Origin of the sequence: Streptomyces sp. BK79 (assembly GCF_044142145.1) — a bacterium.
Taxonomy (GTDB): Bacteria; Actinomycetota; Actinomycetes; order Streptomycetales; family Streptomycetaceae; genus Streptomyces.
The window spans coordinates 258,051-270,226 of the sequence record NZ_JBHVOC010000009.1; the positions used below are offsets into that span (position 1 = coordinate 258,051).

The window sequence follows — 12,176 nt, forward strand, 5'->3', positions numbered from 1 at the left end:
CGCGACCGCACCCCGTAACCTGACCCTCGTGGCAAAACCAAGGGACGTAGTCCGCATCCCGGACGCGAAGGTCGCCCTGTCGACGGCTTCCGTCTACCCGGAGTCGACTGCGACGGCCTTCGAGATCGCCGCACGCCTCGGGTACGACGGTGTCGAGGTCATGGTCTGGACCGACCCGGTCAGCCAGGACCTCGACGCGCTGCGCCGGCTCAGCGACTACCACCACATGCCGATCCTGGCCGTGCACGCCCCCTGTCTGCTCATCACCCAGCGCGTCTGGTCCACCGACCCCTGGGTCAAGCTCCAGCGCGCCCGCGCCGCCGCCGAGAAGCTCGGCGCGAGCGCCGTGGTCGTCCACCCGCCCTTCCGGTGGCAGCGGCAGTACGCCCGGGACTTCGTCGACGGCATCTGGCGGATGGCGAACGAGACGGACGTGCGGTTCGCCGTCGAGAACATGTACCCCTGGCGCTACCGCGACCGCGAGATGCAGGCGTACGCCCCCGACTGGGACGTGACGAAGGACGACTACCGGCACTTCACGATCGACCTCAGCCACGCCGCCACGTCCCGCACCGACGGCCTCGACATGCTCGACCGCATGGGCGACCGCCTCGGCCACGTCCACCTCGCCGACGGCAAGGGCTCCGCCAAGGACGAACACCTCGTCCCCGGCCGCGGCGACCAGCCCTGCGCCGAGGTGCTGGAGCACCTCGCGCGCACCGGCTTCGACGGCCACGTCGTCATCGAGGTCAACACCCGTCGCGCGATGTCCGGCGCCGAACGTGAGGCCGACCTCGCCGAGGCGCTCGCCTTCGCCCGCCTCCACCTGGCGTCGCCGGCGGCCTCGGCGACGCGCGCGGACCGGCGGTGAGCGAGCCCGCCGCCCCGGGGGCCCGCCGCCGCGGCCGCCCCCCGCGCACGGAGTCCGCGGACACCCGCGACCGCATCCTCGGCGCGGCCCGCGAGGAGTTCTCCGCGCGCGGTTACGAGAAGGCGTCCGTGCGCGGCATCGCCAAGGCGGCGGGCGTCGACCCGGCCCTCGTGCACCACTACTTCGGCACCAAGGAGCAGGTCTTCGAGGCGGCGATCGAGGTCGCCTTCGCCCCCGCCCTCCGAGCCCCCGAGGCGATCGGCGACGGCCCCCTCGACACCGTCGGCGAGCGGCTCACCCGCTTCTTCTTCGGCCTCTGGGAGAACCCGGCCACCCGCACCCCGCTGCTGGCCATCGTCCGCTCCGCCCTCACCAACGACACCGCCGCCGCCGTCTTCCGCCGCCTGATCGCCGCCCAGCTGCTGCGCCGCATCGCCGCACAGCTGGACCTGCCCGACGCCGAGCTGCGCGCCGAACTGGCGGCGGCCCAGCTGGTGGGGTGCGCGGTGCTCCGGTACGTGATCAAGGCGGAGCCGCTGGCCTCGGCGGACCCGGAGCGCGTCATCGCCCGCCTGGCACCGGTCGTGCAGGGCCACCTCACGGGGCCCTGAGCAAGCCCCCGAGTACTCCGCCGAGCGCGCCCCTGCCGTACGCCTCCGAGCGCCCTCCCGGCGCCGTACGGCGAGATGCGCGTCCCGCATTCCGGACGCCCTGTCCCGCCCCGTGGATGACCGGCGTACGCTCGACGGCAGTCATACCCCTCCGAAGGAGCGAGCGACGATGCCCGAACTGAGGTCCCGCACAGTCACCCACGGCCGCAACATGGCGGGCGCCCGCGCCCTTATGCGCGCCTCCGGTGTACCCGGCGCGGACATCGGGCGGAAGCCGATCATCGCCGTCGCCAACAGCTTCACGGAGTTCGTGCCGGGCCACACGCACCTGGCCCCGGTCGGCCGGATCGTCAGCGAGGCGGTCACCGCCGCCGGCGGCATCCCGCGCGAGTTCAACACGATCGCCGTCGACGACGGCATCGCCATGGGCCACGGCGGCATGCTCTACTCCCTGCCGTCCCGCGACCTGATCGCGGACAGCGTGGAGTACATGGTCGAGGCCCACTGCGCCGACGCCCTGATCTGCATCTCCAACTGCGACAAGATCACCCCGGGCATGCTCAACGCGGCGCTCCGCCTGAACATCCCCACGGTCTTCGTCTCCGGCGGCCCGATGGAGTCCGGCCGCGCCACCCTGGTCGACGGCACGGTCCGCACGCTCGACCTGGTCGACGCGATGTCGGAGGCGGTCAACGACAAGATCTCCGACGAGGACATCCTCCGCATCGAGGAGAACGCCTGTCCGACCTGCGGCTCCTGCTCGGGCATGTTCACCGCCAACTCGATGAACTGCCTGACCGAGGCCATCGGCCTCTCGCTGCCCGGCAACGGATCGGTCCTGGCCACCCACACCGCCCGCAAGGCGCTCTACGAGAACGCCGCCCGCACGGTGCTGGACCTGACCCGCCGCTACTACGAGCAGGACGACGACTCGGTCCTGCCCCGCAACATCGCCACCCCCGCGGCCTTCGCGAACGCCATGGCGCTCGACATTGCGATGGGCGGCTCCACCAACACGATCCTGCACCTGCTGGCCGCCGCCCAGGAGGCGGAGGTCTCCTTCGGCCTCACGGAGATGGACGAGCTCTCGCGACGCGTCCCCTGCCTGGCGAAGGTCGCGCCCAACGTCGCCAAGGACCGCACGTACTACATGGAGGACGTGCACCGCGCCGGCGGCATCCCCGCCCTCCTCGGCGAACTGCACCGCGCGGGCCTGCTCAACGAGGACGTGCACTCCGTCCACAGCCCGTCCCTGGCCGACTGGCTGAAGACCTGGGACGTGCGCGGCGGCTCGCCGTCCCCGGAGGCGGTCGAGCTGTGGCACGCCGCTCCCGGCTGCGTCCGCTCCGCCGAGGCGTTCTCCCAGTCCGAGCGCTGGGACTCCCTCGACGAGGACGCCGAGGGCGGCTGCATCCGCTCCGCCGAGCACGCCTACTCCGAGGACGGCGGCCTCGCGGTCCTGCGGGGCAACCTGGCGGTCGACGGCTGCGTCGTGAAGACGGCCGGCGTCGACGAGTCCATCTGGACCTTCGAGGGCCCGGCGGTCGTCTGCGAGTCGCAGGAGGAGGCCGTCCAGAAGATCCTCACCCAGCAGGTCGAGGAGGGCGACGTCGTCGTCATCCGCTACGAGGGCCCCAAGGGCGGCCCCGGCATGCAGGAGATGCTCTACCCGACCTCGTACCTGAAGGGCCGCGGCCTCGGAAAGGCCTGCGCCCTGGTCACCGACGGCCGCTTCTCCGGCGGCACGTCCGGCCTCTCCATCGGCCACGCCAGCCCCGAGGCCGCCGCCGGCGGCACCATCGCCCTCGTCGAGGACGGCGACCGCATCCGCATCGACATCCCGAACCGCTCCATCGAGCTGCTGGTCGACGACGCCGAACTGGCCCGCCGCGCGCAGGCCCTCGACGGCCGGTACGCCCCGAAGAACCGCGACCGCAAGGTCTCCGCGGCCCTCAAGGCGTACGCCGCGATGGCCACCAGCGCCGACAAGGGCGCCGTGCGCGACGTGAGCAAGCTGGGCTGACGCCGCACCGGAACCGCCGGGCTCTCCGGGGCCCGGCGGCCCATGGGTGCCGCTCCTCCCGTACACGGGCAGCGGCTCCCCCCACCCCGGGCCCCACCGGGCCCGAGACGCGCCCCGCCCGCCCCGGTCACCAGGCGGAGGGGTCCCGGCCGTCCACGGCGAAGACGGTCCCGTCGGGCGCGGAGGCGAAGACCCGGCCGTTCGCGATCACGGGCTCGGGCAGGCTCGCGGGGACGCGGTCGGAGCCGGTCCCGAGCCGGGGCGGTGTCTGGCCGACGAGGCGGCCGTCGCGGGCGTCCACCCCGAGGAGCCGCCCGTCCGGCGCGCTGACGTACACGTACCGGCCGTCGGTGACGGGCGCGGAACCCCGGCTCATGCCCGTCTCCAGGCTCCACCGCTGCTCGCGCCCCGCCATGTCGACCGCCCGCAGCGACCCGCCGGCCCCCATGACGTACACGGAGTCCCCGCGCACACTGCCCTGCGCCTGGGCCACCGGGACGGGCAGCGGCACCCGGCGGGTGGCCCCCGTGCCCGGGGTGTGGCGGAGGACCGCCTTCGCCTCCCCGTAGACCAGGTCGACGGAGAGGAAGTGGACCGCCCCGCCCGCCGTCCCGATGATCTTCAAGGAACCGTCGAGGTCCGCGTCCCACCGGACGGCGCCGGTCCGCGGATCCACCGCGGTGACCCGGGTGCGCGACCCGTCGCCCGAAGGGCTCGTCGCGTACGCCAGCGGGTCCCCCGCGAACGAGGTGAAGGACGGCATCGCCTGCCCCGGGACGCGACGGGACCACTCGGTCGCGCCCGTCGCGCCGTCCACGCCCCTCACCGTCCCGTCGACGCCGGTGAGCAGGAGCATGCCGCCGACGGCCCGCAGGCCCTGGTACTCCGGGTGGTCGTGCGCCCACTTCGGCTCGCCGGAGCCGGGGGCGAGCGCCTCCAGCCCACGGCCGTGGTCCAGGGCGGGCTGGACGAGGCCGCCCGACACGACCGGCGGTCCGTTCCGGGCCGTCCGCGCGACGGTGTGCCGCCACAGCGGGCGGCCGTCGGCCGGATCGAGGGCGAAGACCAGCCCGGACCGCGCGCACAGCAGCACCTCCGCGCCGTACGAGCAGTGCGGCGCGCCCCCCTGCGGGGCCGGCGCCGTGCGCCACGCGGTGAAACGCTCGGCGGCGGCCTGCGGAACGGCCTTCCCCGTCTCCGTCTCCGGCCCGCCGAGCAGCTCCACCGACACGAGCGTGCCGAGCACGGCGAGACACAGCGCCCCGGCGCCCAGAACCGCCCGCCTGCGCGGTCTGCGCGGTCCGCGCGCGGGCGCCGCCGGCACCGCGGGCGACGGCTCCGGCGCACTCTCCCGCGCCCGCTGCTCCGGTATGAACACCTGCGTGTCGTACGCGGCCGCCACCGACCGCAGTTCCCGCATCAGCTCGTCGGGCGTGGGCCGGTCGTCGGGTTCCTTGGCCAGGCACCGCAGCACCAGCGGCGCGAGCGACTCCGGTACGCCGGTCAGGTCGGGCTCGTCGTGCACGACCTGGTAGGCGACGACGTACGGACTGTCGGAGTCGAACGGCCCGCGTCCGGTCGCCGCGTGCACCATGAGCGACCCGAGCGCGAAGACGTCCGCGGCGGGGCCCACCTCCCGGGGCCGCCGGAACTGCTCGGGCGCCATGAACGGCGGCGTCCCGATCAACTTCCCCGTCTCGGTCCGCAGTTCGCTGTCCTTCGGCCGGGAAATGCCGAAGTCGATGACTTTCGGCCCGTCGTCGGCGAGCAGCACGTTGCTCGGTTTCAGGTCCCGGTGCACGACCCCGACGCGATGGATGTCGCGCAGCGCCTCCGCCAGTCCCGCCATCAGTCGGCGCAACTGGTCCACGTCCATGGGCCCGTTCCGCTTCACCTCTTCGGAGAGCGTCGGGCCGGGGATGTACAGCGTGGCCATCCAGGGCCGCCCGGCATCCGGATCGGCGTCGACGACCGGTGCCGTGAAGGCCCCGCTCACCCGCCGCGCCGCGGCCACCTCCTGCCGGAAACGCCCCCTGAACTCCGGGTCCTTGGCGTACGAGGCGTGCACCACCTTCACGGCGACCCGCATCCCGGAGGTGCTGCGGGCCAGATGCACGACCCCCATGCCGCCCGAACCCAGACAGGACTCCAGACGGTAGTGACCGGCGTACTCGGGAAGTTCCGCTTCCGCGTTCGCCCCGGCGTTCCGCTGCGGCGCCATGGAACCACCCCCGTGCTGTTCGTCCGCGCGCGCGACGCTCGGAGCCTAGTCGATGGTTCGTACGGGACCGAGGCGGCTTGCTAGCCTCCGCGTGCGAGTTGCGAACTGGTGTTTCGTAGCTTGTTCCAGGGGAATCAACGTGGCCCCACGACACTCGTGGGGCCGACGGGGGAGGTCTTTCATGTCTGTCGACCAGCTCACGGATGCCGCGGGCGAGGACGAGAGGGCGACGGCGGAGTCCGTCGCCACGGCGTCCGCCACGGCCCTGAACTACTACCCGGTCGCCCCGGGCTACCGGGTGAACGTCCGCAGCGGACCCGGCACCCAGTACTCCGTCGTCCGCGTGCTGCCCGAGGGCGCGAAGGTCCTGATCAACTGCCAGACGCCGGGCACCCGCGTCTCGGGCCCGTACGGCACGACGAACATCTGGGACAGCATCGACAGCGGTGAGTACGTCTCGGACGCCTACATCCGCACCGGCAGCGACGGCTACGTCCGCCCGCGCTGTTCCTGATCCCACCCGGAGCCCGCGGCACCCCCGGCGCCATAATCGACCCGTGAGCGCAGAGAACGGTACGAACGGCAACCCGGACACCCCCGCGGGCTCCACACTCCCCGCCGGCCCCCGCCCCGAACCCATCCGGTTCTACGGCACGACGTGGGTGCACCACGACCACGGCTACGCCGCCCGCCGGGCCGGCCTGGCCGCCGGCTCCCTCGCCGCGGCGGCCGCCGCCTGCTTCGTGCTCCGCATCGCCTACGAGGGCCTCCAGATCGCCGACGTCGGCAGCTTCGTGTCGCTGCTGATGACCGTGATGTTCGCGGTCTGCAGCGCCCTGGCCTTCCGCCACACCTGGTCCGGATTCACCAGCCGCCCCGACCCCGACCGCCAGGCCAGCCTCCGCGGCCTGCTGGCCATCGGCTTCGTCGGCTCCCTCCTCGCCTACTTCTTCCGCACCTTCACCGAGGCCCCGGGCGAGAAACTCCACCGCGCCGAGTACGAGAAGGCCCGCGAGGAGTACGAGAAGCGCGTCACCCGCCGCACGGGCAACCCGTCGAAGAAGCGCCGCCGCCGGTAGCTCCGGGCCACCCCGCACCCCCGCGGCGCCGGTGAGCCGCCCCCTCCCGGAAAACCTTCTGCACACCACACCCACCCGGCCACCATGGCCGTATGACGACACCCGGGACCACACCGCCACCCGCGCGGAACGCCACCGCCACCGCCGTGCCCGGCGCCACCCCCGCGTCCGCCGCCCTCCACACCACCCGCGCCCACTCCTTCAACGCCGCCGCGGCCCAGTACGCGGCCAACCGCCCCTCCTACCCGCCCGCCCTCCTCGACGCGCTGGAGGAGTACGCCGGCCACCCGCTGGCCGGCGCCCGCGTCGTCGACGTCGGCGCCGGTACGGGCATCGCCACCGCCCGCCTGCACGCGCGCGGCGCCGCCGTGATCGCCGTCGAACCCGGCGCCGGCATGGCCGCCGAGTTCCGCCGCACCCTCCCCGACGTGCCGTTGGTCCGCGGCAACGGCAACGCCCTCCCCCTCGCCGACCACAGCGCCGACCTCCTCACCTACGCCCAGGCATGGCACTGGACCGACCCCGCCCTGGCGATACCGGAGGCGCTGCGCGTGCTGCGTCCGGGCGGCACCCTCGCCCTGTGGTGGAACACCGAGGCCCTCGACGTGCCCTGGATCGCGGCGGCGGCGCAGCGCGTCGACCGCCACTTCGATCTCGGCCTCTCCGCCGAGAAACGCGACCTCGGCCCGGGCACCGCCGACCCCGCCGGCCGCCTCGGCCTCACCCGCCGCACCATCCGCTGGAGCCGCCGCGTCCCCCTGGACACCCACCTGGCCAACCTCGCCAGCCACTCCGTCTTCCTGACCGACACCGAGGAACGCCGCGCCGCGTTCCTGGCCGACGAGCGCCGCCACCTCCTGGCCGTCTTCCCGGACGGGACGGTCGAGGAGGCCTACGACGTCGTCCTCCTCCTCGCGACGACCCCGACGACGCCCCCGGCCGCTTGACGCCACCCTCACCCGGGAGGAGTATTCATCACATGATGAATTACTCCTCCCGCCCACCCGACGAACAGGACGGAACCCCCGCCCCACCCGCCGTCCGCGCCGAGGACCTCACCGTCGTCCGAGGCCCCCGCACCGTCCTGCGGCAGCTCGACTTCACCGTCCCGCCCGGCCGGATCACCGGCCTCCTCGGCCCCTCCGGCTGCGGCAAGTCCACCCTCATGCGCGCGATCGCCGGCACCCAGGCCAAGGTCACCGGCACCCTGGACGTCCTCGGTCACCCCGCCGGCCACCCCGTCCTGCGCACCCGCATCGGTTACGTCACCCAGGCCCCGTCCGTCTTCGACGACCTCACCGTCCGCCAGAACCTCGACTACTTCGCCGCGATCCTCACCCCCGGCCGCGCGGCCGGCGACCACCGCCGCGAAACCGTCACCCGCGCCATCGCCGACGTCGACCTCACCACCCACGCCGACGCCCTGGCCGGCACCCTCTCCGGCGGCCAGCGCAGCCGCGTCTCCCTCGCCGTCGCCCTCCTCGGCGCCCCCGAACTCCTGGTCCTCGACGAACCGACGGTCGGCCTCGACCCCGTCCTGCGCCGCGACCTCTGGAACCTCTTCCACACGCTCGCCGCCGACCGGGGCGCCACCCTCCTCGTCTCCTCCCACGTCATGGACGAGGCCGAGCGCTGCCACCGCCTCCTCCTCATGCGCGAGGGCCGCGTCCTCGCCGACGACACCCCCGACGCCCTGCGCACCCGCACCGGCGCCGAGACGGTCGAGGAAGCGTTCCTGCACCTGGTCGACGAGGCGACGGCGGCAGCCCGTACGAAGGAGAGCACCCGATGACCGGCCCGGCTCCCGCCCCCGACCGCACCGCAGCCCCCGCGCCGGCCCTCCCCCCGGCCCCCACCCGCCCCCTGAACCTCTCCCGCACCACCGCCACCGCGTCCCGCGTCCTGCGCCAGCTCAGCCACGACCCCCGCACCCTCGCGCTCCTGCTGCTGATCCCCTGCGTGATGCTGTTCCTGCTCCGCTACGTCTTCGACGGCAGCCCGCGCACCTTCGACACCATCGGCGCCTCGCTCCTCGGGATCTTCCCGCTGATCACGATGTTCCTGGTCACGTCCATCGCGACCCTGCGCGAACGCACCTCCGGCACCCTCGAACGCCTCCTCGCCATGCCGCTCGGTAAGGGCGACCTCATCGCCGGCTACGCCCTCGCCTTCGGAGCCCTCGCCGTCGTCCAGTCGGCCCTCGCGACCGGCCTGGCGCTCTGGTTCCTCGGCCTCGACGTCACGGGCAGCCCCTGGCTCCTCCTCCTGGTCGCCCTGCTGGACGCCCTGCTCGGCACGGCACTGGGCCTCTTCGTCTCGGCCTTCGCGGCCTCCGAGTTCCAGGCGGTGCAGTTCATGCCGGCCGTGATCTTCCCCCAGCTCCTGCTCTGCGGCCTGTTCACCCCGCGCGACGCCATGCACCCGGCCCTGGAGGCCGTCTCCGACGTCCTGCCCATGTCCTACGCGGTCGACGGCATGAACGAGGTCCTCCGCCACACCGACCTGACCGCCGCCTTCGTACGCGACGCCCTGGTCGTCGCCGGCTGCGCCCTCCTGGTCCTGGCCCTGGGCGCCGCCACCCTCAAACGCCGGACGGCATGACCCTCCACGGGCACCCGGCATCCCGCCCACCGGACGCCCCGGCCCCACCCACCCCCCGGATGCGAGGATGAGGACGACGGACCACGCACCCCAGAGGGCACCGGAGGGCACCGAACACCATGACCCAGAAAGTCGCCGTCCTCGGCACCGGCAAGATCGGCGAAGCCCTGCTCAGCGGCATGATCGGAGCCGGCTGGGCACCCGCCGACCTCCTGGTCACCGCCCGCCGCCAGGAGCGGGCCGACGAACTCCGCGCCCGCCACGGCGTCACCCCCGTCACCAACGCCGAGGCCGCCAAGACCGCCGACACCCTGATCCTCACGGTCAAGCCGCAGGACATGGGCGCCCTCCTCGACGAACTGGCCCCGCACATCCCGGCCGACCGCCTGGTCATCAGCGGCGCCGCGGGCATCCCGACCGCCTTCTTCGAGGAACGCCTTGCCCCCGGCACCCCGGTGGTCCGCGTCATGACGAACACCCCCGCCCTCGTCGACGAGGCGATGTCCGTCATCTCCGCCGGCACCCACGCCACCGCCGACCACCTCGCCCACACCGAGGAGATCTTCGGCGCCGTCGGCAAGACCCTCCGCGTCCCCGAGTCCCAGCAGGACGCCTGCACCGCCCTCTCCGGCTCGGGCCCGGCCTACTTCTTCTACCTGGTCGAAGCCATGACCGACGCCGGCATCCTCCTCGGCCTGCCCCGCGACAAGGCCCACGACCTGATCGTCCAGTCCGCGATCGGCGCCGCCAAGATGCTCCGCGACAGCGGCGAACACCCGGTCAGGCTCCGCGAGAACGTCACGTCCCCCGCCGGCACGACGATCAACGCCATCCGCGAGCTGGAGAACCACGGCGTCCGCGCCGCCCTCATCGCCGCCCTCGAAGCGGCCCGCGACCGCAGCCGCGAACTCGCCTCCGGCACCAAGGACTGACACCCGAGCCCGGCAGCGAGGCGCGACGCACCACCGAACGTCACGTCACGCCTCGCAGCCGGCTCCGCGCCTATCGCGCCCCGCCCACGGGCGGCAGCAGCCCGATCGCCCGGTAGGCCGCGTCCACGGTCGGCCGCGCCAGACCCCGCGCCTTCTCCGCCCCGGCCCGCAGCACGCCCTCCACGTACCCCGGGTCCGCGCACAGCTCCTTGTGCCGCTCCCGCACGGGCCGCAGCACCTCCACCACCGCCTCGGCGGTGTCCTTCTTCAACGCGCCGTACGAGTCGTACCCGCCCGCCAGCTCCGCCGGCTCCCCACCGGTGCAGGCGGCCAGCACCTCCAGCAGATTGGCGAGCCCCGGCCGCTCCTCCCTGTCGTACACGACCTCGCGCCCGCTGTCGGTCACCGCCCGCATGACCTTCTTCCTGACCACGTCCGGCTCGTCCAGCAGGTACACGATGCCCGGACCGACGTCCTCGCTCTTGCCCATCTTCGACGCCGGGTCCTGAAGGTTCATCACCCGCGCGGCCACCCCCGGAACCGTCGCCCGGGGCACCACGAACGTGTGCCCGTACCGCTGGTTGAACCGCACCGCGAGATCCCGGGCCAGCTCCACGTGCTGCGCCTGGTCGTCCCCCACCGGCACCTCGTCCGTCCCGTACGCCAGGATGTCGGCCGCCATCAGCACGGGATACGTCAGCAGCGACAGCCGCACACTCCCGCCCCGCTCCCGCTCGCGCGCGGCCTTCTCCTTGTACTGGATCATCCGCCGCATCTCCCCGTCCGTGGCGACGCACTCCAGTACGTACGACAGCCGGGCGTGCTCGTCCACGTGACTCTGTACGAACACGGTGCACAACTCCGGATCCAACCCCGCCGCGAGCAGCAACGACGCCGCCTGCCGGCTCAGCCTGCGCACCCGAGCCGGATCGTGGTCCACGGTCAGCGCGTGCAGGTCGACCACGCAGAACAGCGCGTCCGACCTGTGCTGGTCCTCCGTCGCCCACTGCCGCATGGCTCCGAGGTAGTTCCCCAACGTCAGATGCCCGGTCGGCTTGATCCCACTGAAGACCCGCTTCATCTCTTACCTCCTGGTCAGAGCCGCCGTCACCAGCCGGCCGCCCCTCCTGGAGGGAGATACGAGAACGGCCGCCGAAGCGGCGGCCGTCGAGTGCACACGTGTATGCGGCCGCCGTCAGGCGGCCCACCAGAGCTGGGTACACGTACGCGTCATCACGCCCCCCACGGTACGCCTCAGCCCCCCGCCTCGCCCGGCATTTGACACGCCGGACCGGCACTCGTAGTGTTCTCCGAGTTGTCCGACGTGAGCGCCGACCCCGGTCGGTCCCCGGACAGCGATTCCACGAGTACCACCCACTCTTCGACGAACAGTCGCGTTGTCGGCGTCGTCGTATTGCCGGTGTGCGTATTCGCGGAATGAGGAATCCACGTTCGAAAGAACGCGGCCCCCGATTAGCTCGGGAGCCGGGAATCCGCTAGAGTCTCACCTCGTCGGAACGGCCCAACAGCCGGGAAGACCACCCCCTCTGACGGGGAATCAGAGCCCGAAAGGATCTGATAGAGTCGGAACCGCCGGAAAGGGAAACGCGAAAGCGAGAACCTGGAAAGCACCGAGGAAATCGGGTCGGAAAGATCTGATAGAGTCGGAAACGCAAGACCGAAGGGAAGCGCCCGGAGGAAAGCCTGAGAGAGTCTCTCGGGTGAGTACTAAGGAAGCGTCCGTTCCTTGAGAACTCAACAGCGTGCCAAAAGTCAACGCCAGATATGTTGATACCCCGACCTGATCGGATCTCCGTTCGGGTTGAGGTTCCTTTGAA

Annotated in this window: 11 protein-coding genes; 9 read left to right on the top strand and 2 right to left on the bottom strand. The window is 72.6% G+C overall.

Going from position 1 to position 12,176, the window contains the following annotated elements; translation table 11 throughout:
* The first annotated feature begins 28 nt into the window (after window positions 1-28).
* The 3 genes from ACFIF2_RS14135 to ilvD all read left to right on the top strand — a co-directional run bounded on the left by ACFIF2_RS14135 (window position 29) and on the right by ilvD (window position 3,505).
* Entirely contained in the window at window positions 29-871 is an 843-nt protein-coding gene (locus ACFIF2_RS14135; RefSeq protein ID WP_395572951.1) for a sugar phosphate isomerase/epimerase family protein, read from the top strand.
* Complete coding sequence (locus tag ACFIF2_RS14140) at window positions 868-1,482, top strand: TetR family transcriptional regulator (RefSeq protein WP_395572952.1); 615 nt, start codon at window positions 868-870, stop codon at window positions 1,480-1,482. Before ACFIF2_RS14135 ends, ACFIF2_RS14140 begins: the two co-directional genes overlap by 4 nt.
* Window positions 1,483-1,651: 169 nt before the next feature.
* Entirely contained in the window at window positions 1,652-3,505 is a 1,854-nt protein-coding gene (gene ilvD / locus ACFIF2_RS14145) for a dihydroxy-acid dehydratase (RefSeq protein ID WP_395572953.1), read from the top strand.
* A 127-nt stretch (window positions 3,506-3,632) separates the two neighbouring features.
* On the opposite strand, the gene ACFIF2_RS14150 is transcribed toward ilvD, so the two are convergent.
* A complete protein-coding gene (locus ACFIF2_RS14150) occupies window positions 3,633-5,726 on the bottom strand; it encodes a PQQ-binding-like beta-propeller repeat protein (RefSeq protein ID WP_395572954.1) in 2,094 nt (697 codons plus the stop codon).
* A gap of 181 nt (window positions 5,727-5,907) precedes the next feature.
* On the opposite strand from ACFIF2_RS14150, the gene ACFIF2_RS14155 reads away from it, so the two are divergent.
* From ACFIF2_RS14155 to proC, 6 genes are all read left to right on the top strand, one after another.
* Entirely contained in the window at window positions 5,908-6,240 is a 333-nt protein-coding gene (locus tag ACFIF2_RS14155) for an SH3 domain-containing protein (protein ID WP_395572955.1), read from the top strand.
* A 43-nt stretch (window positions 6,241-6,283) separates the two neighbouring features.
* Complete coding sequence (locus tag ACFIF2_RS14160; RefSeq protein WP_395572956.1) at window positions 6,284-6,805, top strand: EamA/RhaT family transporter; 522 nt, start codon at window positions 6,284-6,286, stop codon at window positions 6,803-6,805.
* 92 nt (window positions 6,806-6,897) lie between these two features.
* Complete coding sequence (locus ACFIF2_RS14165; protein WP_395572957.1) at window positions 6,898-7,752, top strand: class I SAM-dependent methyltransferase; 855 nt, start codon at window positions 6,898-6,900, stop codon at window positions 7,750-7,752.
* Between the two features lie 32 nt (window positions 7,753-7,784).
* Entirely contained in the window at window positions 7,785-8,597 is an 813-nt protein-coding gene (locus ACFIF2_RS14170) for an ABC transporter ATP-binding protein (RefSeq protein ID WP_395572958.1), read from the top strand.
* Window positions 8,594-9,406: an ABC transporter permease gene (locus ACFIF2_RS14175; RefSeq protein ID WP_395572959.1), complete on the top strand. Its 813-nt coding sequence runs from the start codon at window positions 8,594-8,596 to the stop codon at window positions 9,404-9,406. The genes ACFIF2_RS14170 and ACFIF2_RS14175 overlap by 4 nt, the downstream gene beginning before the upstream one ends.
* A gap of 119 nt (window positions 9,407-9,525) precedes the next feature.
* Window positions 9,526-10,338, top strand: a complete 813-nt coding sequence (gene proC, locus ACFIF2_RS14180; protein WP_395572960.1) for a pyrroline-5-carboxylate reductase — start codon at window positions 9,526-9,528, stop codon at window positions 10,336-10,338.
* Window positions 10,339-10,408: 70 nt separating this feature from the next.
* Here the strand turns inward: proC and trpS are convergent, their stop codons facing one another.
* Entirely contained in the window at window positions 10,409-11,419 is a 1,011-nt protein-coding gene (gene trpS / locus ACFIF2_RS14185; RefSeq protein ID WP_395572961.1) for a tryptophan--tRNA ligase, read from the bottom strand.
* Between the last annotated feature and the right edge of the window lie 757 nt (window positions 11,420-12,176).

Bases quoted from the DNA above. Each gene is read 5' to 3' on its own strand.
- ilvD (WP_395572953.1), top strand. From the start codon at position 1,652: ATGCCCGAACTGAGGTCCCGCACAGTCACCCACGGCCGCAACATGGCG.
- ACFIF2_RS14170 (WP_395572958.1), top strand. From the start codon at position 7,785: ATGATGAATTACTCCTCCCGCCCACCCGACGAACAGGACGGAACCCCC.
- ACFIF2_RS14155 (WP_395572955.1), top strand. From the start codon at position 5,908: ATGTCTGTCGACCAGCTCACGGATGCCGCGGGCGAGGACGAGAGGGCG.
- trpS (WP_395572961.1), bottom strand. From the start codon at position 11,419: ATGAAGCGGGTCTTCAGTGGGATCAAGCCGACCGGGCATCTGACGTTG.
- ACFIF2_RS14165 (WP_395572957.1), top strand. From the start codon at position 6,898: ATGACGACACCCGGGACCACACCGCCACCCGCGCGGAACGCCACCGCC.
- proC (WP_395572960.1), top strand. From the start codon at position 9,526: ATGACCCAGAAAGTCGCCGTCCTCGGCACCGGCAAGATCGGCGAAGCC.
- ACFIF2_RS14175 (WP_395572959.1), top strand. From the start codon at position 8,594: ATGACCGGCCCGGCTCCCGCCCCCGACCGCACCGCAGCCCCCGCGCCG.
- ACFIF2_RS14150 (WP_395572954.1), bottom strand. From the start codon at position 5,726: ATGGCGCCGCAGCGGAACGCCGGGGCGAACGCGGAAGCGGAACTTCCC.